Annotated in this window: 21 protein-coding genes; 9 read left to right on the top strand and 12 right to left on the bottom strand. The window is 49.0% G+C overall.

Annotated elements, in window-relative coordinates; genetic code table 11:
• Window positions 1–16: 16 nt before the first annotated feature.
• The 3 genes from C5O19_RS12010 to C5O19_RS12000 form a co-directional block, all read right to left on the bottom strand.
• Complete coding sequence (locus tag C5O19_RS12010) at window positions 17–745, bottom strand: hypothetical protein (RefSeq protein ID WP_104712440.1); 729 nt, start codon at window positions 743–745, stop codon at window positions 17–19.
• 122 nt (window positions 746–867) lie between these two features.
• Window positions 868–1,452: a DUF4136 domain-containing protein gene (locus tag C5O19_RS12005; RefSeq protein ID WP_104712437.1), complete on the bottom strand. Its 585-nt coding sequence runs from the start codon at window positions 1,450–1,452 to the stop codon at window positions 868–870.
• Between the two features lie 120 nt (window positions 1,453–1,572).
• Entirely contained in the window at window positions 1,573–1,767 is a 195-nt protein-coding gene (locus tag C5O19_RS12000) for a cold-shock protein (protein ID WP_093199677.1), read from the bottom strand.
• Between the two features lie 220 nt (window positions 1,768–1,987).
• Between C5O19_RS12000 and C5O19_RS11995 the strand changes: the two genes are divergently transcribed.
• Together C5O19_RS11995 and C5O19_RS11990 are read left to right on the top strand one after the other, a co-directional pair.
• Window positions 1,988–2,920 carry a sugar phosphate isomerase/epimerase family protein gene (locus tag C5O19_RS11995; protein WP_104712435.1) on the top strand — a complete coding sequence of 311 codons (933 nt, stop codon included), beginning with the start codon at window positions 1,988–1,990 and terminating at the stop codon, window positions 2,918–2,920.
• A gap of 353 nt (window positions 2,921–3,273) precedes the next feature.
• Entirely contained in the window at window positions 3,274–4,155 is an 882-nt protein-coding gene (locus C5O19_RS11990; RefSeq protein ID WP_104712432.1) for an SDR family oxidoreductase, read from the top strand.
• 109 nt (window positions 4,156–4,264) lie between these two features.
• Here the strand turns inward: C5O19_RS11990 and C5O19_RS11985 are convergent, their stop codons facing one another.
• Window positions 4,265–5,203 (bottom strand): M20/M25/M40 family metallo-hydrolase, encoded by a 939-nt coding sequence (locus tag C5O19_RS11985; RefSeq protein ID WP_243406375.1) that lies wholly within the window; start codon window positions 5,201–5,203, stop codon window positions 4,265–4,267.
• Between the two features lie 210 nt (window positions 5,204–5,413).
• On the opposite strand from C5O19_RS11985, the gene C5O19_RS11980 reads away from it, so the two are divergent.
• Both C5O19_RS11980 and C5O19_RS11975 read left to right on the top strand, forming a co-directional pair.
• Complete coding sequence (locus C5O19_RS11980) at window positions 5,414–5,776, top strand: DUF7674 family protein (protein WP_104712429.1); 363 nt, start codon at window positions 5,414–5,416, stop codon at window positions 5,774–5,776.
• A gap of 4 nt (window positions 5,777–5,780) precedes the next feature.
• A complete protein-coding gene (locus tag C5O19_RS11975) occupies window positions 5,781–6,329 on the top strand; it encodes a GNAT family N-acetyltransferase (RefSeq protein ID WP_104712427.1) in 549 nt (182 codons plus the stop codon).
• An 83-nt stretch (window positions 6,330–6,412) separates the two neighbouring features.
• Here the strand turns inward: C5O19_RS11975 and C5O19_RS11970 are convergent, their stop codons facing one another.
• Window positions 6,413–7,375: an alpha/beta fold hydrolase gene (locus tag C5O19_RS11970; RefSeq protein ID WP_104712425.1), complete on the bottom strand. Its 963-nt coding sequence runs from the start codon at window positions 7,373–7,375 to the stop codon at window positions 6,413–6,415.
• Between the two features lie 176 nt (window positions 7,376–7,551).
• Here C5O19_RS11970 and C5O19_RS11965 point away from each other — a divergent pair, with 176 nt between their 5' ends.
• Window positions 7,552–9,684: an alpha-L-fucosidase gene (locus C5O19_RS11965; RefSeq protein WP_104712423.1), complete on the top strand. Its 2,133-nt coding sequence runs from the start codon at window positions 7,552–7,554 to the stop codon at window positions 9,682–9,684.
• A gap of 86 nt (window positions 9,685–9,770) precedes the next feature.
• Here C5O19_RS11965 and C5O19_RS11960 read toward each other — a convergent pair whose 3' ends face one another.
• Entirely contained in the window at window positions 9,771–10,217 is a 447-nt protein-coding gene (locus C5O19_RS11960; RefSeq protein WP_102201557.1) for a DoxX family protein, read from the bottom strand.
• A 74-nt stretch (window positions 10,218–10,291) separates the two neighbouring features.
• Window positions 10,292–11,395: an AI-2E family transporter gene (locus C5O19_RS11955; RefSeq protein ID WP_104712420.1), complete on the bottom strand. Its 1,104-nt coding sequence runs from the start codon at window positions 11,393–11,395 to the stop codon at window positions 10,292–10,294.
• A 214-nt stretch (window positions 11,396–11,609) separates the two neighbouring features.
• On the opposite strand from C5O19_RS11955, the gene C5O19_RS11950 reads away from it, so the two are divergent.
• Both C5O19_RS11950 and C5O19_RS11945 read left to right on the top strand, forming a co-directional pair.
• Window positions 11,610–12,410, top strand: coding sequence for an inositol monophosphatase family protein (locus C5O19_RS11950; RefSeq protein WP_104712418.1), 801 nt, complete (start codon window positions 11,610–11,612; stop codon window positions 12,408–12,410).
• A gap of 53 nt (window positions 12,411–12,463) precedes the next feature.
• Window positions 12,464–12,637 carry a FeoB-associated Cys-rich membrane protein gene (locus tag C5O19_RS11945; protein WP_104712415.1) on the top strand — a complete coding sequence of 58 codons (174 nt, stop codon included), beginning with the start codon at window positions 12,464–12,466 and terminating at the stop codon, window positions 12,635–12,637.
• A gap of 67 nt (window positions 12,638–12,704) precedes the next feature.
• Here the strand turns inward: C5O19_RS11945 and C5O19_RS11940 are convergent, their stop codons facing one another.
• Window positions 12,705–13,238, bottom strand: a complete 534-nt coding sequence (locus C5O19_RS11940; protein ID WP_104712412.1) for an NADPH-dependent FMN reductase — start codon at window positions 13,236–13,238, stop codon at window positions 12,705–12,707.
• 136 nt (window positions 13,239–13,374) lie between these two features.
• Between C5O19_RS11940 and polA the strand changes: the two genes are divergently transcribed.
• Both polA and C5O19_RS11930 read left to right on the top strand, forming a co-directional pair.
• Entirely contained in the window at window positions 13,375–16,197 is a 2,823-nt protein-coding gene (gene polA, locus C5O19_RS11935) for a DNA polymerase I (RefSeq protein WP_104712409.1), read from the top strand.
• 186 nt (window positions 16,198–16,383) lie between these two features.
• Window positions 16,384–16,911, top strand: coding sequence for a lipocalin family protein (locus tag C5O19_RS11930; protein ID WP_104712407.1), 528 nt, complete (start codon window positions 16,384–16,386; stop codon window positions 16,909–16,911).
• Window positions 16,912–16,988: 77 nt separating this feature from the next.
• Here C5O19_RS11930 and C5O19_RS11925 read toward each other — a convergent pair whose 3' ends face one another.
• The 4 genes from C5O19_RS11925 to eboE form a co-directional block, all read right to left on the bottom strand.
• Window positions 16,989–18,029 carry a PA0069 family radical SAM protein gene (locus tag C5O19_RS11925; protein ID WP_104712405.1) on the bottom strand — a complete coding sequence of 347 codons (1,041 nt, stop codon included), beginning with the start codon at window positions 18,027–18,029 and terminating at the stop codon, window positions 16,989–16,991.
• Window positions 18,030–18,187: 158 nt separating this feature from the next.
• The gene (locus C5O19_RS11920) at window positions 18,188–18,586 is read right to left on the bottom strand and encodes a VOC family protein (RefSeq protein ID WP_104712403.1); all 399 of its coding nucleotides are present in this window, start codon (window positions 18,584–18,586) and stop codon (window positions 18,188–18,190) included.
• A gap of 193 nt (window positions 18,587–18,779) precedes the next feature.
• Window positions 18,780–20,147 carry an alkaline phosphatase family protein gene (locus C5O19_RS11915; RefSeq protein ID WP_104712400.1) on the bottom strand — a complete coding sequence of 456 codons (1,368 nt, stop codon included), beginning with the start codon at window positions 20,145–20,147 and terminating at the stop codon, window positions 18,780–18,782.
• A gap of 24 nt (window positions 20,148–20,171) precedes the next feature.
• The gene (eboE, locus tag C5O19_RS11910) at window positions 20,172–21,383 is read right to left on the bottom strand and encodes a metabolite traffic protein EboE (protein WP_104712398.1); all 1,212 of its coding nucleotides are present in this window, start codon (window positions 21,381–21,383) and stop codon (window positions 20,172–20,174) included.
• Window positions 21,384–21,484: the final 101 nt, after the last annotated feature.

Genomic DNA, 21,484 nt, shown 5'->3' with positions numbered 1-21,484 from the left:
AAATGAAATGGAGAGTTTACTTCCCTAAACGAGCCTGGTATTTTTTGAAATTAGCTTTGATGACTTGAACTAGATCATACTCCGAAGATTGGAGCACAAAGTCGTCGTCAATGGGAAACAATCGCATGAATTCTTCCAGATCTTCACCATCCAGCTTGGTAACCTGATTAACCACCTGAGCGTTATATTTGAATTCGGCGAGTTTGTGTTTACGATCCTGTTGCTGAAGAACGCCCAGTTTTCGCAGGTTCTTGGCCCGCTTGCTGAACAGTTCGTACATCAGTGAAATGGGTGAATTAGCCATTTCCATGATCTGCCCCGTCGACATATTTTTTTTAGCCAGGGGCTCTTTCAAAGCTTTCTCGATTTCATACTTAATCTCGGCTTCCGATTTCGCCGTAATCTGTACTTCATCGAGTGTTCTTCCTTCGGTAGTAAAAACGTACTGTTTAACGGTAGTGACGATGTCGTCTCCCGTGGAATCAACGCTAACCGTTGCATCATCACAGCCATTGCAGGTGATGCGTAATTGATCGCCCGTGCGGGCCAGAATCAAAAACGTACCCGATTTGTTGGTACGCGTTACATCCTGCGTTCGGAGGTTCCGAACGGAAGCCAGATTAATAGGCTTTTGGGTGGAATCATTTAAAGCAACGCCAGTAATGTAGCGATCCTGAGCCGATACTTCGGAGATCAGGCTTATTCCTATCCATACGGCGATAAAGGCTGCGAATCTTGAGATCATTGTACGACAATTCTATCGTAAAACTACGGCTTTCCGAGAAAATTGCCCAGCTTTCCTTGGCTTAGTAATTTTTAACAGAAAAAGGAAGCGTTTCCAAACGCTTCCTTTTTCTGAATTCCAGGTTATTTGCCTGATTTTTCTTCGGGCACTTTTTCGACAATTTTATTAACATCTCGTTCAAGCTGACGGGAAATCTGAGTCGGGTTATCTACGGCTTTTTCTACGGAGCCCCGCCAAACCAGCTTACGGGTTTTGGCATCTACAATATCCAGTACTACCGTTCCTGCCTCATATTTTTCCCGGCGTGACTGTCGGCCACCCCAGCCATACCACGCTGGGCCCCAGCCTCGCCAACCCCAACGTCCCCAACCCATATAAGGACCGTATAAAGGAGTCGGATCAGAAACAGTACGTTCTTTCTGTTCGACAAAGAAATGGTACCCAATGAGCATATCCGGATTGTTTTCATCGCGTTGGTACCCTTTTTCTGCAAGGGTGCTTTCAACCGCGTTTTCCAGATTCTGCGTAGCGATTTCGTTATAGTATACGGGATTTTTACCCGCCTGAACATCCGAGTCCATCCAGGCGAATGTTTTGTATTTGCTAAAGTTAGCTCGGCTACTTTTATCTACGTTTACAGTAGTACAGGCCGACGCTATCCAAAGCAACGACATCAAGAGGAGTAGTGGACGCAGGAACGTTTTCATGGCTATTCGAATAATAAGTGCATTGAATAGGTTTAAAAACGAATGCCATCAGCCGAATTTGAGCAAAAAAATACCCCGCTCCGGATGGGAACGGGGTGCTTTCAGCACGCTAAAGAAAACTTAGATTTTCTTAACGTTTACGGCGTTCAAGCCACGCTTGCCTTCGATCGTTTCAAAAGAAACACGATCATCTTGACGAATGGTAGCTGAACTCAGACCCGTCGCGTGCACGAAAATATCTTGCCCGGAAGCGTCATCAAGAATAAAGCCAAAACCTTTCGTTTCGTTGAAAAATTTTACAGTGCCTGTTTGCATTGTGAATAAAAATAAATAAAACAAAAATCTCCTGTACGTCAGGATTCAGCAAAGGTAATCGTATTCTTTAGAGTTTTTCTATACAAGGTACGTATATTGAAAAAAAAATGTGTAAACTATAGCCACTGGGCCAAATTTGGCATATTTGTCAGGATAAATTTTCTTTTTCCGAGATCGTCGAGAGCAATCTTCCCCTATTTCGTACCTCTGAATGCTTACTATGGAACCTCTTTTCACTCGCCGCCGAACGATCGGTCAACTTTCAGGGCTGTTTGGTGGACTTTTTCTTCCCGTCTCTTCCGTTCAAAAACCTTCTGTGTCGAATTCATTTAAATATTGTTTGAACATGAGTACACTGCGGGGCCACAAATTGGGCTTCGAAAAGGAACTTCAAATCGCTGCTCAGGCGGGATTTCGTTCCGTAGAGGTGTGGGTAGATACGGCGCAGGATTATCTGAAACAGGGGAAAACGCTGGCGGATGCCCGCAAAGTGATTACGGATTTAGGATTGACCGTCGAAAATGCCATCGGATTTGCTCCCTGGATTGTAGACGATGCGGGCGTTCGTTCCAAAGCCCTGGAGCAGATGAAACGGGAAATGGACATGCTCGCCGGTATTGGCTGCAAACGTACGGCAGCCCCGCCCATGGGAGCCACCACTTCTCCTAAACTGGATTTGACAAAAGTGGCGGAACGGTACCGGATTATTCTGGAATTGGGTACACAGACGGGCGTCATCCCGCACCTGGAACTCTGGGGATTTTCAAGTAACCTGAGCAAACTGAGTGAGGTGATGTACGTAGCTTTGGAAAGTGGACATCCTTCGGCACGTTTGCTACTGGATGTCTATCATTTGTATAAAGGCGGTTCCAGTCTGGCGAGTTTGCCGCTGGTTGGAAAGCCCGCGATGGAAATTTTCCACGTAAATGATTATCCAGCCAATCTCACCGCTGAAAAGATTACGGATGCGGATCGCATTTTCACGGGCGATGGCGTAGCTCCGATTCAGAAAATTCTAAAGGCTATTCATACACCGGAACAGCCGCTAATTCTTTCCCTGGAAGTATTCAACAAATCTTATTACGCCCAAGACCCGCTGACGGTTGCCAAAAATGGACTGGCAAAAATGAAGGCAGCGACGGGGGCAGTTTAGAGCGGCCGCCGCTGCAGTTTTGAGTTTTCCGTTTAGGTAGGATAAGCTCAGTAAAGTTAGCGGGACGGGTTGTCCGTACCCCACATGGCATACGGGGCTAAGGATAGGCAGCCGCTTCAGGGTTGGGTATTCGATTATAGCGGGGGAACGGAAGGCGATATAACTGGTACAAGTTTCCAAACGTGTACCTATCATGGGGCAGTTTCTAACGGCCTTCAAGGCAACTAATAAAATTACTGGTACGAGTTTTCTGCCTAAGAAACTAGATAGGCTGGTTGTGTAAACCCAGGCTCAAAAAGGGCGGTCTCATCGTCCGAATCGTCCGTATAAATTAAGAACCTAAACCTAACTACATGCATCTCTATACCCAACCCATGCTTACTCCAGGAACATTAACGGGCAAAACCATTCTGGTAACGGGCGGTGGTACCGGCCTGGGAAAATCCATGGCTCGGGAGTTTCTTCGGCTGGGAGCGAATGTTACGATTTGTTCCCGCAAACAGGCCGTGATCGAAGCTACGGCCCAGGAATTGATGGAAACCACCGGTGGGCAGGTACTTGCCGTGCCTTGTGATGTTCGGCAATATGATCAAATCGAAAACGTGCTATCGCAAACACTCGAACGCTTTGGCCGACTCGATGGCCTCGTCAACAACGCGGCGGGTAATTTCATTAGTCCAACCGAACGGTTAAGTGCCAAAGCCTTCGAAACCGTCATCGGCATCGTTCTACAGGGTTCAGTGAATTTTACGCTGGCGGTGGGCAAGCACTGGATCCAACAAAATCAGCCGGGAACCATCTTGAGTATCATCACCAGTTACGCCTTTACGGGTACGGGCTATACCGTTCCCTCAGCCGTATCCAAGGCGGGGGTGCGTATCCTGACGCGTTCGCTGGCGGTGGAGTGGGCCCGGCATGGGATCCGACTTAACAACATCGCTCCCGGACCTTTTCCCACCAAAGGAGCCTGGGACCGACTCGTCCCCGAGCCCGTCGCTGACTTAATCAAACCGGAAAGTCGGGTACCCCTAGGACGAGTTGGCGAGCATCAGGAGCTGGCGAATCTGGCCGCTTACCTGATGTCGGACTATTCGGCCTACATCACCGGCCAGGATTTTACGATCGATGGCGGCGAGTGGCTGAAAGGGGCCGGGCAGTTTAGTGCTTTGGAAATGATTCCGGATGAAGGATGGGACGAAATTGAACAAACCATTCGGCGTACCACCGGGGGGTAGTTGTTGGTTGTTTGTTAATGGTTGTGGGTAATGGGCCTAGGCCATCGGCTATAAACCAACGACAATCAACAACCACTAATAACAAACAACCAACAACTAAACTAATAAACTAACTAACGGGCGTGAAGCTCATCTTCGGTTGCTTCAAAGCGTTGTCAATGATCTTTATTTCCAGATTAAGAATACCTACTTCGGACTTGAAATCGATTTTTTCTACGTCGTCTGTGGGTTTGTGATAATCATCGTGGCCACCCGTGTGGAAGAACAAAACGGGAATTTGTTTGGCGTAAAACGCGGCATTATCCGATCCGCCATTACCTGCCCGATCCGTAAAGAACTTTACCGAAGCTTCCACCCCTTCGAATACTTTGGCCCAGGTATCGCTCGTACCAACGCCACCAACGCCCACGCCACGATCGGGGTTGTACCGACCAATCATGTCCATGCAAACCATGAAATTGAGTTGATCCAGCGGTACGGTTGGGTTAGCCAGAAAATGGCGGGAACCTTGCAAGCCCAGTTCTTCAGCCCCGAAAGCAATGAATAAAAAGTTGTATTCTTCTTTCACCCCATTCTGAGCGTAGTACCGAGCCAGTTCCAGTAAGCCTGCTACACCCGAAGCGTTATCGTCGGCTCCATTATGAATTTTTCCTTCGGGATTTTTTTCTAGCGAACTACCCTGACGACCCATACCGAGGTGATCATAATGAGCACCAATGACAATGGTATGCGAAGCCCGATTGTTCAGAAACCCGATTACGTTTTTTGCTTTTCTCAGGCTGTCCGTTACAACGACTCGCTTCACTTTAGCCGTAAAGGGTTGCCAGTATCCTTCGGAGCCCATCGGTAGCAGACCGAGTTTGCGAAATTCTTTGGTGATGTACTGAGCGGCTTTATCGTTTTCCCTGCTGCCCGTACCCCGGCCCTTCATTTGATCGGAAGCCAGCGTATGAATATGGCTGGAAATGCGTTCGACGGAGGGAAGATAGTCCTGAGCAAAGAGGGGAGCAGAACTGAATAGGCAGAGCAGAGCAAAGAGTTTTTTCACGGGAATGAGACGTTACGTACAAACTTCAAAAGTAGCCACGATTGGGAAGTCGAGCCACGCTTTTTTTTCATTTTGAAAATTTCATCCTATCAAAGTGGAAAGGCGAAGGTAGTACTTCTTTGAATAATTGGCTGACGATCAGCTTTTTCGGAAAAAGGCTGATCGGCTGGTACTGGTTTGGTATCCAGAAAGGCAAAACTTACCTAAAGTATGGAAATACGCAATGCCGATCTGGTTCCGCTGGTGCGGACCCGGGTACCCGAAGCTCAGGGCGATCTGGCGAGGATTTCGCCCGAACTAGGCCCTTGTAAAGTGATGGCTCTGCTGAGCGAGCTGACGCATCGATTTGCGGACCACCACGATTTTATCGCCGTCAAACATTGTTTTGTAGCCGCGGACGAACTGCTCGCTGACGGGAGCCATCAGATTAGAAACGCGGTTTGTGCCAATTACGTATACGGTCTGGCCTCATTGCTGGATCGGCACGATGAAAGTGCGGAAGTGCTCATTCACCTCATGCCCTTACAATTACGTAGTGAATACATTCGACAGATTTCCAATTCGCTGCCCTAAGGTCATGAAAGATACGTTTAAAATTGAAGTAGCCTCGGCCCGGCACGCCGCCTTCGCCGACACGATCTGCATCGCCATGAAGGAAAGTGCCGAGGCTCGGGGTACGGGGATCGGCGAACGTTCGCCAGAGTACATCCGGACCAAAATGCAGGAACACGAAGGTATCGTAGCGACGTACGCCGATGGCACCTGGGCCGGTTTCTGTTACTGGGACGTGTACGAAGAAGGAAAGTTTGTTTCCAATTCCGGCCTCATCGTCGCTCCGGAATTTCGGGGCATGAAACTGGCCGAAAAGCTCAAACGGAAACTGTTTCGATTATGTCGAAAACTATTTCCACAGGCTAAAATCTTCGGAATTACTACCGGGACAGCGGTCATGAAAGTAAATACCCGCTTAGGCTTCCAACCCGTAGCCTTCGAGGCTTTGCCCCACGATGGTCGCTTCTGGAAAGGATGTCAGGCTTGTAAGAACCACGACGTTCTGGACCGGACGGAAGGGCGGTACTGCTTGTGTACAGGAATGGTTTTCGATCCGGCAACTAAAAAGAATTAATGACCTTCTCGTAAGGAATCACCTAATAACCCCTCGGGGGTTTTTAGATGACCTGTAATGGGGTGACATTGCTGGATGGTAGGTTACTTCACAAAGTCCAATACAGCTTTTTGATACGCCTCCAGTGCTTGTACGTGCGGAATATGTCCTACGCCGGGCAGAGCGATGAGCTTACTGCCCGGTATTTGCTGTTGCGTACGTTTTCCCAACGCCGGGTACTGACCATACTGATTCACCCGATCTTTGGGAACTCGGTTCTTACCCACAATAGTGCGATCTTCCTGACCAATAATCAGTAAAGTCGGTACGCGGATATTTTTGAATTCATAACAAACCGGCTGTTCATAAATCATCTGATAGGTGAGGGCATTGACCCAGGCAATCTGTTTGAATCGCGGGTCTTTCAGAGCGGCAGCTTGCACCTGTACCCATGCTTCATACGCGGGCTTCCACTGCGGATAATAACTCTGCTGGTACTTCTTGTACGATTCATACGTGGCGGCAAGTTCGTTCTGGTAAGCTTCGTCGAGGGGTAGGTAAGGGACAATGGTGCGGTAATCTTCCAGCCCGATTGGATTTTCCAGAATCAGTTCGCGTACCGTTTCCGGATACATTAGCGTAAACCGCGTCGCCAGCATGCCGCCCATTGAGTGAGCAATCAGGGTGACTTGATCAATACCGAGCGAATCCAACAACCGTTTGTTGTTAGCGGCCAGGGCATGAAAACTGTAATGCAGGTCCGGAAAATCGGATTTACCCCAACCTACCTGATCGGGTACGATTACCCGATAGCCAGCTTTTCGTAGAAAAGCAATAACATCCCGCCAGTACACGCCGTTGAAGTTCTTTCCGTGAAAAAGTAGGGCCGTCTTAGCGTTCATTTTGCCCACAGGCGGTACGTCCATGTAGGCCATACGAAACGTTTTCTGTTCCTGATGGAGGTTGATATATTGAACAGGATACGGATATTCAACCGACTGAGCGACAGTCAATGAAGGAAGCAAGACGCTAAAGATTAGCAGCAAAAAAATACTAATGCGTTTCATACGTAGGACAGAAAAGACAGCTTTGGGAGACCTTACTAGTCAATAAGGTGCGTATCAAACGCGAAAAGAAATATTCCAATCCCCGGAAATAAATCAGTAATTCACGGCCTAATCAAAACAAACATTGGGCCTTTCGATTATTGCTAGAGAAACACTAACCCCTTCAACCGGTCTGTATGAAACGATTGTACCTAATACTCATTAGCTTCTGTACCACACTTGCCAGTCTAGCTCAACAGCCTTCTAAAGCCCTGGAAACCTGGAAGAACGATAAGTACTCCATGTTCATTCACTGGGGGGTGTACTCCGTTTTGGGCGGGGTTTGGGAAGGTAAGCCCGTGTCCAGAGGTTACAGCGAGCAAATTCGGGCTCATGCCGCGGGTCTATACAGCGATACGTACGAGAATGTCGCTAAAACGTTCGATCCTAAACTCTGGAATCCGGATTCGGTAGCCCTGCTAGCAAAAGCGGCGGGCATGCGTTCCATTGTACTGACCTCGAAGCACCACGATGGCTTTTGCCTATTCAAATCGGCCTACACGAAATTCAATATGGTAGATGCCACGCCTTATCACCGCGATGTCGTGAAAGAAATGGCCGAGGCCTGTCAGCGGAACGGACTTAAATTCGGACTGTATTTCTCGGTTATCGACTGGCATTTTCCAGCGGCGTACCCCATTTCCAGTAGTAATTCCGATCCGATTCCGGCGGCTCACCACGAATACAACAAAAATCAGATTCGCGAACTGCTCACCAATTACGGACCCATTTCCGAACTCTGGTTTGATATGGGTTCGCAAACGCCTCAGCAAAGTCGCGAGCTCCGGGAGCTGGTTCACCAATTGCAACCCGATTGTATGGTTAGCGGACGACTGGGCAACGAGGCGGGTGATTTCTGTGTCATGGGTGACAATGAATATCCCAACTACAAAATCGCTACGCCTTGGCAAACCCCTGCTTCCATCTACGACGAAACCTGGGGGTACCGCTCCTGGCAGGAACACGGTTCGGTGGAGGATAAGGCCCGAGAAAAACTGGCTAGTTTACTGAAAGTAGTCAGTCGCGGTGGAAATTATCTGCTGAACATCGGTCCACGGGGCGATGGCACCGTCGTGGAATTTGAACGGGACGTATTACTTAAGATCGGTAAATGGCTCCGGCAGAACGGAGAAGCCGTATACGGCACCAGTCCCGATCCTTTTCCTACGCCCTTCAAATGGGGGGAGGTAACGGCTTCGGGAACGAATAAACTGTACCTGTCGCTGCTGCAAATGCCCACCAGCCGTACCATTACGCTACCCAATATCACCGGGGCGGTCAAGATCATTCACGTACTGGGTCAGCCGCAACAAACGGCTTCGTACAAGCGAATGGGGAACAATATTCAAATCATGTTACCAGCTGAAATCAAATCGGTGAAAGACGTTCCGGTGCTCATGCTGGAATTTGCGAACGGCTACAGCGTACCGCCTGCCCAGGTACTGACGGTAGATCCAACGCAGAAGACGGTAATACTCCAGCACGATAACGCCGAACATCACTACAGCATGGGTGGAGTGGACTATAATACGTATTACCGAACGGTCGTGAAAGATTCCTGGCAGATCGAACTTCCCAAAGCTACTTCGGTAACCCCTACGATGGTATTCACCGAGGAAGAAAAAGGCCGTAGTATTGATTTGCAGGTCAATGGTGAATCGCAACCCGTTATTCTGGATGAAGCAGAAGAAGTGTCTATTCCGCAGACGGGCAAGCTGACCTGGGGACCGATTTATCTGAATCAAGTGGCCAATACCGGCATTGGCTGGACGAGCGTCATCCCCATTGATCCTTCGCGAAGCTGGTCCGCCAGTGGAAAACCCTGGCAGGCGACGGATTGGAAAAAAGGCGAGGCTCATCAGCTACCCGCTCAGCCTTCCCAAAGCTGGTTTGTACTCCAGGAGATTTCGGCGGATAAAGCTCAGCCCGTACTGGTAGAGATTAAAAGTGGGGATGCGGTAGGCGTCTGGCTGAACGGACAACCGCTGTTACTGCACAACAATCCCGAAAAAACGGATTCGACGCGGGATGTGGTGCTACTGAAAATACGGCCGGGTACGAATCAGTTATTGGTCAAACTCTACAACCGCTACCACGATCAGGTACCCGTTTTCATCAGCGATCAGGTTCCGCAGGTCATGTACCGCAAACGACTCCAGCGGATAAAACTAGAACCCAGTAATACGTTAAGTTGGCAATTACGCGAGCCGCCCACGCCGCACCGGGATTTACAACTACCCAATCTTTCCCTGGAGTGGAAGGTTAAATAATGAAAAAGAGACGCGATATACAGATCGCGTCTCTTTTTCATTTATACTAGATAGTAGCCTTATGGATCGACTTCATGCGAAAACGGCTACCAACTGAAAAACCAGACCCAGACAATAAAGAAAAATTGTAAAGCCGTCCGTAACCAGAGATAGTCAGTACCGGGCCCGGTGTAGGTTGCTTTCTGGTAATCCACTCGTTGTAGGGCCGCATACACATTGGCCGGAAAAATTAGGATAAAGAAGATAATGAGCCAAACGGCCGTCGTATGGCGAAAGGTAGGGAAGAGCAAACCCATAGCGGCGGCTATTTCCAGAACCCCCGTTGCCCAGACAATAACCTTTCGAAAGGGAATGAACGGAGGTAACATCAGGGACATTCCTTTCCAAAAGACGAAGTGGCCCAGAGCCGTAAATAGTAACATGACACTCATGCCCACATTGGCCGCAAAACGCAGGTGCCAGGCTCCCGACGAGAGCCACACGCCAATGAGGGTAATCAAAGTAAAGGATAGTAAGACAAGAAATGGTTTCATGCGGTAGTTAGGGAAGGATAGAAAAAAACAGCAGTCACCGGGCCGATCATTGCGTGAGGTGACTGCTGAGGTATTTACAAAAGTTTGGAATCAGAAATGATGGGCGTATCGGGCTGTTCAAGCGTAGCCTGCTGCTGGATGATTTTATTTTCCTGTTTCTCTTCTTTAATCAATTGCTTGTTGGTGCGTTCAAACACCTTGAAGAGTACGATCAGATAGGCAATGAGTAACGGACCAATGACCAGACCCAGAATCCCGAATAACGGAACGCCGAGTACTACCCCCGCCAGCGTAATCAGGGGGTGTACATCGCCCATCCGTTTGGCCAGTACAATCCGCAGTACGTTATCGACATTGGTCAAAACGATAAGTCCAACGAGCAGAATACCCACGCCCTGACCCGTATTGCCTTGGGAAAGAGCAATCAATCCGGCCGGGCCCCAGACCAGTGGGGTACCGAGTACCGGAATAAAACTCAGAAAGAACGAAACCGTACCCCAGAACGCCGCGTCCGGAATATCGAAAATCCAAAGCGTAAGTCCCGTCAATACGCCCTGAATCAAAGAAATCAGACCCTGACCCAGGATATTGGCGTTCACCATATTCTTGAGACTTTCGCCCAGTTCATCGTCCGTATCGTTATCGAAGGGCAGGTACCGCCGCAGTCCGCCCAAAAATTGTTCTTCCTGCTGAAACATGTAGTACATAGTAAAAAACAGCAAACCCAGAATAATCAGCACGTCGAGGGTACCGCCGATGATGGAAGGAAACTGTTGACTGGCCCAACTGGCTCCCTGCTGAATGAGAGACTGGATATTGTCTTCGTCCGTAATGGAAAAGCCCGTCATGTCTTCCAGCCGTTTCACCAGCTTGAGAATATCCTGGTAATTCTGACTATAATAGCGAACCCGCCCAATCAGCAGCAAGCTTAGGACCAGAAAAGGAATGATGATGACAATGATGGAAAATAGCAGTAAGCCGATTGTGACGAGTGTCCGATTGAAATTCTTTTTATGAACCAGCGTCGTAAACCAGGGACGAAAAATGACATATAAAATACCAGCTCCGAAAAAAGCCGTAATGTATTGCCGTAAACCGGCGATGATAAAGCCTGTAATTACTACAAGGCTAAAAACGAGCAGATAACGCTGCTGTTTGGGGGTGTAAATAGAAGCCATACATTGAAGGGGTGAAATGCTGCGTGCAAATGCAGGAGGTCTTAAAAAAATAATGCCCTATTTACTAAAAGACTGCATAAAAGCTTATTTGACGCAAAGAAATGCTTTCTTCCAGCAAAAATGTTCGTACGAATAAGTGTTACTTTGTCAAAGGACGCCTCAATCGCAAATCGCCTAATCTTGCGTGGCTCCTGTAGCTAAACCAAATGACCGCATGAGTTTTGAGAAAATTACCCTCGAAGTAACCCAATTAGCGAAAGCTGCCGGTGAATTTATGCTGGCAGAACTCAAACACTTCGATCCCACAAAAATCGAGCACAAATACGGCGAAAATTTCAATCTGGTTTCGTACGTCGATAAGGAAACGGAAAGTCGGCTGGTGGAAGGACTTTCAGGGTTGTTGCCGGGTTCGGGTTTTATTACCGAAGAAGGTACGGTAGAGCAGGCCACTGATCAGGAATTTGTCTGGGTAATCGATCCCCTGGATGGCACGACGAACTTTCTGCATGCCTATCCGCAATTCTGCACCAGCATTGGCCTGTTGCAGGGCGGCAAACCCGTAGCGGGTATCATTTACGAACCCTTCCGGGACGAAATGTTTTATACCTGGAAAGACGGCGGAGCCTGGTTGAACAAAGAACGCTTGTCGGTATCCAAAGTAGACCGCGTACAGAGCAGTTTGCTGGCCTGTGGTTTCCCAAGTCGTCAGAATCAGAAGACCGAAGCGTACATGAACATGATTCTGCGGATTACGAAAGAATCGCACGGATTCCGGCGAATCGGCTCGGCCGCCCTTGATCTGGCGTATACGGCTCGGGGCTGGTTTGAAGGCTATTTTGAATACAACATCAATAGTTGGGATATTGCCGCAGGAATCTTGCTGGTACAGGAAGCCGGTGGTACGGTTACTGATTTCAAAGGTGAAGAAAACTACCTCTTCGGCGGCGAAATCATCAGTTCCAACGGTCGCATTCATCAGGAATTGATTGACATGATTAGCGAAAGTATGGCCTAGTCCGAACAAAAAGGTTTGACTTCAGCGTTATACGCCCAAAGACAGAAGAAAGCATGGAAACACTCGTCATCGGAATGTTATTCGTCGGTGCCCTGGCGTACTTGGGGAATCAGTTCAGAAAGCAGTTCAGCCTGCGAAAAACCGGCGGTTGTGCCAAAGGTTGCGGGTCCTGCGGAGCGATTAAATTCGACGAGTCCAAGCTGCCTCCCATCCAGAAAGTGAACTAACGAGCAAGAAAATAGAAAAGCCCCAACGAATGCCATTCGTTGGGGCTTTTTATAGGCTATTGAAAACTTACTGCAAAACGGGTTTTTCCGTGAGTTCCTGCAGCAGAGCGTTTAATACGGCTTTCAGATCAGCTTCAGTTTCCGGCTTATCCATCTTCGTACGGGCGTGCGAAATGAGTAAACTGGTATTTTCCAGAATGCGGGCTCCCAAGATGCCTAAAGTGAGTCGCAACGATTCGTGGGCTTTTTCACCCAGTATCGAAGCCGTAATCACCGCCGTAGGTTTTTCATGCCATTCGCCGGAAGAGAACGCCGAGGTCCAGTCGAGCAGGTTTTTCAAAACTCCCGGTACGCCGAATACGTATTCCGGAGAACAAAAGACGAGTGCATCTGCCGCCAGCAAGTGCGTACGAAACTGCTCGACGGCCACCGGATATTCTGTATAATCCGGATCAAAGGGAGGAATTTGAGCCAGCTCTTCGTAGATCTGCCACGAAACGGTATCAGGTACCCACTGGGAAATTTTCTCTAAAATTTGTGTATTGGTCGAGGCGGCCCGCAGGCTGCCCGAAATGGCTAGGATCTGATACGGTTTTTCCATGGAGCAAAACGTAGGTAAACGGATGAGGCTGAAACAATCATCCAATCTAACGAAAATTCCTCTTTCGCAATAATCGTACCAGTGACGAAAGCCTGCCACGAAGCGTTAACTTGCGGGCAAGAAACGCAGCGGTTGCATGAAAAAACTATTTCTCCTGGACGCGATGGCCCTCATTTACCGGGCTCACTTCGCTTTTGCCAAAACGCCCCGTATTACGTCTACCGGACTGAATACCAGTGCTGTTTTTGGCTTTACAAATACGCTTCTCGAAGTATTACGCAAAGAAAATCCCTCGCATTTAGGGGTGGCTTTTGATACGGCGAAACCCACGTTCCGCCATACCCGTTTTGAGGCATACAAGGCTCAGCGGCAACAACAGCCCGAAGATATTACGATTGCTATTCCGTACGTCAAGCGGTTGTGCGAAGCTCTGTGCATTCCAGTACTGATTATGGAAGGCTACGAAGCCGACGACATCATTGGTACGCTGGCCAAAAAGGCTTCCGCAACGGGTGGATACGAGGTGTACATGATGACCCCCGACAAGGATTACGGACAACTGGTAGAGGAACACGTGAAGCTCTATAAGCCCGCTTTTATGGGGAAAGACGTGGAGATCATGGGTCCCAAAGAGGTTTGCGAACGCTGGGGCATTAGTAATGTCGATCAGGTCGTGGATTTGCTAGGACTGATGGGCGATGCCGTCGATAATATTCCGGGTATTCCCGGTATTGGCGAAAAAACGGCGGTGAAACTGATCGCTGAATACGGTTCAGTCGAAAACCTGATTGCCAACGTGGACCAGTTGAAGGGCAAAATGGCTGAAAACGTTCGGGCATTTGCCGAGCAGGGTCTGTTGTCCAAAGAACTGGCCCTGATTGAGCAGAATGTGCCGATTGAATTCGATGAAAAAGCTCTGGAACTCTGCGAGCCCAACCGCGAAACGCTGTCAGCCTTACTCGATGAACTGGAATTCCGTACGCTTCGCAAACGCTTGCTGGGCGAAGAACCAGCACCCGCCGAGACCCCAAAAACGGCCAAATCCAAAGCCCCAACGGCTCAGATGGATTTGTTCGGAGCCGCTCCAGTAGCCGCCATAGCGACGTCGGAAGTAGCGGGGCAGTGGGAAACCACTACGGTTCGCCGGACGGTGCATGATACGGTTCACGATTATCAGTTAATCGATACCCCGGAATTACGGAAATCACTGGCCCATTACCTCAATCTGCAGGATGCCATTTGTTTCGATACCGAAACAACCGCTTTGTCGGCCATTGAAGCGGATTTGATCGGAATGTCTTTTTCGTACCGCGTGGGCGAAGCTTTCTACGTGCCCGTTCCGGACAACCGGGAGGCGGCTCTCGTCATTCTGGAAGATTTTCGTTCCGTATTCGAAAATGAAGCCGTCGAAAAAATCGCTCAGAACATCAAATACGATCTGACGGTTCTGGCCAACTACGGCGTGGAAGTCAAAGGAAAACTCTACGATACCATGTTGGCCCATTACCTGATTGAGCCCGAAAAACGGCATAACATGGATATTCTGGCTGAGACGTATCTGAATTACACGCCCGTAGCCATTGAAGAACTGATCGGTAAGAAAGGCAAGAATCAGGGAAATATGCGGGATGTGGATATGGAGAAAATCAAGGAGTACGCCGCTGAGGATGCCGATATTACCCTGCAGCTCAAGGAGGTACTCAACCCCGTTCTCCAGCAAAATCCGAAGCTAGTTTCGCTCTTTGAAACGGTTGAAATGCCGCTGGCCCGCGTACTGGCTGAAGTGGAAGCCGAAGGCGTACGACTCGACGTCGGTTTTCTGAAAGAGCTTTCCCAGCAACTTGACGTGGATTTGCGGGATACGCAGCAGCGGGCTTGGGAACTGGCCGGACAGGAATTCAATATCGCTTCACCGAAGCAGCTGGGTGAAATTCTGTTCGAAAAACTGCACCTCGATCCCAAAGCAAAGAAGACCAAAACCGGTCAGTACATGACGGGCGAGGACGTGTTGCTGGGACTGGAATCAAAGCACGAAATCGTACGAAAGATTCTGGATTTCCGGGAATTACAGAAACTAAAATCCACCTACGTGGATGCATTGCCCGCCTTGCTTTCTCCCCGTACGGGACGTTTGCACACCAGTTTCAACCAAGCGGTAACGGCTACGGGACGTCTGTCGTCCACAAATCCAAACTTGCAGAACATTCCGATTCGTACGCCACGCGGCCGGGAAATTCGCAAGGCCTTCATTGCCCGTGATGAGGATCACGTGATTTTGTCCGCCGATTATTCGCAGATTGAATTACGCATCATGGCGGCGTTTTCGGGCGATGCCAGTATGACGGAAGCCTTTAATCAGGGGCTGGACGTACACCGGGCAACGGCGAGCAAGGTTTTCCACGTACCGTTAGAAGAAGTCACCGCCGACATGCGACGTAAGGCAAAAACGGTCAATTTCGGGATCATCTACGGCGTTTCGGCCTTCGGTCTTTCTCAACAGGTAGAAGTATCCCGGACCGAAGCCAAAGAATTGATTGATAACTATTTCCGGGAATTTCCGGCGGTAAAGGAATACATGGATGAAAGCATGGCCAAGGTACGCGAGACGGGCTACGCTGAAACTATTCTGGGCCGTCGGCGGTACCTGCCGAATATCAACTCAGGCAACCAGACTGACCGGGGTTACGCCGAACGAAACGCCATCAACGCTCCGATTCAGGGAACGGCGGCGGACATCATGAAAATCGCCATGGTGAAAGTGCAGGATTTTATTCGGCGGGAAAAATTAAAGTCCCGAATGATCCTTACCGTACACGATGAATTGGTTTTCGACGTTCATAAGAGCGAACTCGACTATCTGCGGGAGCACGTAAATGAGCTGATGGTGCATGCCTTGCCCTTGTCGGTAAAAATGGAAACAGGCATGGGTGTTGGGCAAAACTGGCTGGAAGCTCACTAAACAAAGATATTTAGGAGCGATACGCCCCTGAACATCAGAAGTTAAAGTATATTCGTGGCGGTTTGCTGCGTTTGCCCTCGCATTCTTGTACTGTTTTTTAGCTCCATTAACGCATTGTAAACAAACCCAGGAAGTCCATCGTTTTATCCGCCAGAAACGGAACCACTTCCGAACACAAACAATCTCATGAAAAAAAGCTTAATGTTACTGGCTTTATCAGCCGCCTTCATCTTTGGTTGCAAAAAGGACGACGATAACACGGATAATGGTGGATCAAACGGTACGAAAGTAGCTCTACAGAAGTCATGGCAAGCGGATGAAGTAAAAGGCGTAGCCGCTCCGGTTAATTTGTCTGTTTATAAAAGAAATCGTACGGACAATCTTCCTGACATCGTAGATTTTTCAAAGTTTTATGTCACTTTCAAAGCAGACGGAACATTTGAACGGTCCGAAATCGACAATACCAATTCCGTAACAACGGGTACCTGGACCTTGAGTGCTGATAATAAAACGATCACAATGGTATCAGCTGGTGGAGGTGGAACTTTAACCTATAATGTAGAAGCCGTAGATAATAACTCGGCGACTTTTAAATACGTTATCAATGTTAAAAATCCGACTGCACTCGACAAAGAGATTATTGTTCGGGCCGGTGCGAAAGGCGTAGTTTTACCCGACGGCTCTTACCTTCTATTTAATGTAAAGCCTAGATAACAAAATTTCGGTATTACGTTCGAAAGGCTGCAAAACACCCGTTTTGTAGCCTTTTTTATGCCCCAACCCGCTAGTAATTAAAACAACTTCATCTGCATACCTTCCCGCCGAAACTGCGTTAAGTCGTAGGCAGGCATCTGACGGTTGGGCATGTACCGTTGCCGCGAAATGCGGTGGAGTTGATGAATGTGCTCGGCTATTTTACCCTGGCCCATCATGCGTACGTTCCAGCGACTGTCGTTGAGTTGCCCGCCGTGACAATCCCGAATCTGATTCAGGACTTTATCGGCCCGGTCGGGGAAGGTCTTCCGAATCCAGTCCTCAAATAATTCACCAATCGCTCCGTTCAGCCGAACGACGGTCAGGGCCGCCGTAAGGGCTCCGGCGTTTGCGGCCGATTCAATCAGCTTCGGAATTTCATGATCGTTGAGGCCCGGAATGATGGGAGCGGTCATGACGCCCACGGGTACGCCCGCCGCCGTCAGTCGTTCAATAACCTGTAGTCGTTTTTGAGCCGTAACCGTACGCGGCTCCATGGCCTGCCGTAACTCTTCATTAAGCGTAGTAATCGAAATGTAAACGTGGACGAGTCGGTGAGCGGCCAGTTCGGAGAGTACATCCAGATCACGTAAGATCAGAGCATTTTTGGTAATCATGCTCACGGGATTACGGTATTTGGCAAAGACCTTAAGTAGACTTCGCGTCAGCTCAAATTTGCGTTCGGCGGGTTGGTAGCAGTCCGTATTACCCGAAAGTTCGATGGGCATGGGCACCCACGCCGCTTTTCGAAACTGCTCTTCCAGCAAAGGGGCGGCGTTCCGCTTCACCATAATCTTCGTTTCAAAATCCAGTCCCGCCGAGTAGCCCCAATACTCGTGCGAATTGCGGGCGTAACAGTAAATGCAACCGTGTTCGCAGCCCTGGTAAGGGTTGATGGATTTGCCCATGGGTAAATCCGGGCTGTTGAACGTACTGATGATTTTCTTAGGCGTCTCTGGAATAAACTGCGTTTGCGGAGATGGTTGCAGCACTTCGCTGGGCTCTTCCTCGTAGCGTTGCTTCAGAAAACGGTTGGCTGTATTGAGCTGAGCACCGCGGCCTTTCAAGTAATCCTCCATACGTTTGAATGTGTTTTGTATTCAAATGTATACGAAAATGACTTGATATGTGCATTGTTTGATTGTTTTTGAATAAATAATTTGTCTAATTGTAAATGAATTACAAAAAAAGCGATCAAGAGCCTTGATCGCTGGAAACGTAGGTTGAAGATGAACCCTTAATCACAATTGAGCATCCATTTGATGCCGTACTTATCGGTGAGCATGCCAAACTTCGCACCCCAGAAGGTATCCTGTAAGGGCATGGTTACCCGACCGCCCTGGGCTAGAACTTTGAAAATGCGTTTGATTTCATCTTTTGAGTTACAGTTAACGTTCAATGTAACCATATTACCACAGCGGACCGATTTATGCTGAACGTCGTCGGCGGCCATCAGTTCCAGCGTATCGCTCACCAGTCGGGAGTGCATGATCTTCGATTTTGCCTCGTCTGGAATCTGCATGGGTGAGTTTTCGTACGTCATACAGTCGAAATCACCGCCGAAACATTGCTGGTAAAAGTTCATGGCTTCCAGACAGTTTCCACCAAACGTAAGGTATGCTTTGATTTGTGCCATAACTCGAAGGGTAAGAGTTGAGGATCAGCTTAGTAGATACAAGGATAGAAATAATTTTATGATTTTTGAAATGTTTATTTGTAATTTTTTTATAGAAAGTTATCCAGTTATGCTAGACTTCTAAGTTAAACGCACAAAAAAAGTACCCCGGAATATGGGTCCGGGGTACTCCTAAAGCGTAAATAAAAGTCTTTTAGTTGTTCAAATGTTGCCAGATAACATCGTACACATCCGTAGCCACGAGCTGATCTTTGCCGCTGGGCTGATCCGTAATAAGGACCGGATGAAACTCCTGAGGAGCCAGTACGGCTCCATGTGATCCTTTCACCAGCGTAGCATCCAGCGGAATAACATCCATCAAATACCGGAAGCCCATGAGTTTACGAGCCAGCTTGTAGCCCGCCCGGAGTTTAATGAGTGGATTAGCCGGGTCCATGAACATCTCCACCGGGTCATAACCGGGTTTACGGTGAATGTCCACCAAATGAGCATAATCCGGGGCTTTTTTATCGTCGAACCAGTAATAATAGGTAAACCAGCTATCGGTTTCGGCCATCACGACCAGATCACCCGCCCGGTCGTGGTCAATGTGGTGTTCGCGTTTGCCCGCCTCATCGAGTACCCATTTCACGCCCGGTACTTTTTCCAGTAGCTGTTTCACGAAGGGAATCCGGGATTTGTCTTTCACGTACACGTGAGCAATCTGGTGATCGCAGGCCGCAAAGGCTTCAGACACTCCGGCATCCAGCAATTCATACCAGCGTTCCTGGCGAACGGAAATCAAACCCGCTTCCCGTAAAACACGATTGAGGTGGACGGGCCGATTTACATCATTGATGCCGTATTCCGAAAGCAGAATGATGCGGGCGTTTTTCTTCTGGTAATGGGTGATGAGCTGTTCCAGTACGCGGTCGATCTCGCCTAATTCGTTCTGAATTTTTGAGAAATCGACGCCGTATTTCTGTAAACAGTAATCCAGGTGCGGCAGGTAAATCAGCGTTAACGTAGGATTGTGCTGCTCGTCTACGAATAACGAGGCATCGGCAATCCATTGCGTGGATTTGATATTGGCGTTTGGTCCCCAGAAACTAAACAGCGGAAACTGACCGAGCTTGGCCTGTAACTGATCCCGTAGTTCGGGTGGGTAACTATAACAGTCGGGAGCCTTCACGCCATCGGCGTGGTACTGGGGCCGGGGCGTTACAGACCAGTCCGCCGAGGAATACATGTTGTACCACCAGAACATCTTGGAAACCGTAAACGAAGGATCCACTTTACGGGCGGCTTCCCAAATTTTCTCGCCTTTCACCAGGTGATTGGACTGCTTCCAAAACTTTACTTCGGCGTCTTCGCGGTCATACCAGCCGTTGGCAACGATACCATTTTCACTCGGCCATTTTCCCGTTACGTACACGCTTTGCGAAGTCGTCGTAACGGCAGGTAGTACGGGGGTAATGGTTTGTATGTTTCTCGTCTTGAGGTAGTTACTCAGAAATGGCGTATACTCGCCAATCACACTCTGACTAAGCCCTACGACATCAATTACGACGGTTTTTTGCATGATTTTCTTGAAACAGGAATCCGCTTAATTCAGATTACGTACATTACCTTCCACCTGGGCGAGCGTCCATTTCAGTTCCCGGATGATCGACTCTTCGATGGGCAACTGCGATTCGGGTGGCAGAACCCCCCAGGTATACGTTTCTACTTCCAGATGTTCGGTAAAGGGCTTGCGTTGCTGCCGATTCAGTACCCGCACAATGTCGTCGCGGGTGGAATTCAGCAGGCCGTACTGCTCCACAAACAGCGGAACGTGGTAGTGAATCCGCCATTCGCCCGTGGGCGTACCGTCCCACAGAGCCTCGTTGAGGTCGGGGTATTTTAAGAGCGTTCCCTGGTGCTGGGCTACCACCTGATGCAGGTACGTCGGCTCGTCGAACCGACTCAATAGCTCCATTTTCTCCGAAACGTAATTTTCAAAATCAACTTTCAGAGCGGAACTGATCTGGATTTTTCCAATGCCAATACCTTCGGCTTCAAAACGATTGAGGGCTTCGTCGGGATTTTCGAATTCCACCGCAAAATGGCAAACGTCGTAACATACCTGAATATGCGTTCGCAGGGCGGCTTCGGCTTCGGCTTCACTCAATCCGGCTTTTTGTACGAGATAGGGTACGCCTTCAAAAATGAGCTGGTCGTTGAACCATTCGATAAATTCCGCTGAATTTTCTAGTAAGCCATCGGGCTCGGGTTCAATGTCGAGGTGAAGCACCTGCCCGGTCGTTTGATTGATGCGGACCAGTTCAACCACCACTTCAAGCATATGGTGCGTAGCCTGCTGAAAGGCTTCGGTTCGTGTCAGCTCCGTTGGCCACCAGTGGCGATAGGTGAGGGGCGAGGTGGAGATACCACCCCGCATCCCCGCGGGCAACAGCTGCGAGAGAATCTGGAAAAGCCGGATGGTGTAATCCCGTCGTTCGGGTTGAATCCAGTCGGGAGCGTGAACATCTTCTTTGACCCGCGTATCGTGAAAGCCTCCGTAGGGAAAGCCATTCATGGTAAATACGTAGGCATTCTGCTCGGTCAGCCACTCCTGAAAGGGCTTCAGGTTACTTTCCAGCAGTAAATCCTTGCTGGCTAGACCCGCCACGCGTAAGCCCATACCAAATGCTTTGTCCGGAGCAACGGCCTGGCGAATGAGTGGAATACTGGTTTGCAGAGCCGAGAAATGATCGTCCCAGCGTTCGCCGGGGTGAATATTGCTACAGTACGTCAGATGACCCAGGGAAGTTTTCATAGCTTATCTTTTTGGGTTTGAGGTTCGAACTGGGTAGAGTGTCGGGGTGCAAAGGTACCGGGTTCCGGGGTACCAGGGGTTTCACCCCTGGCTAATGAGAG

Origin of the sequence: Siphonobacter curvatus (assembly GCF_002943425.1) — a bacterium.
Classification (GTDB): domain Bacteria; phylum Bacteroidota; class Bacteroidia; order Cytophagales; family Spirosomataceae; genus Siphonobacter; species Siphonobacter curvatus.
Note: the sequence above shows the minus strand (reverse complement) of the source record. Positions and strands in the feature narration are given on the sequence as shown.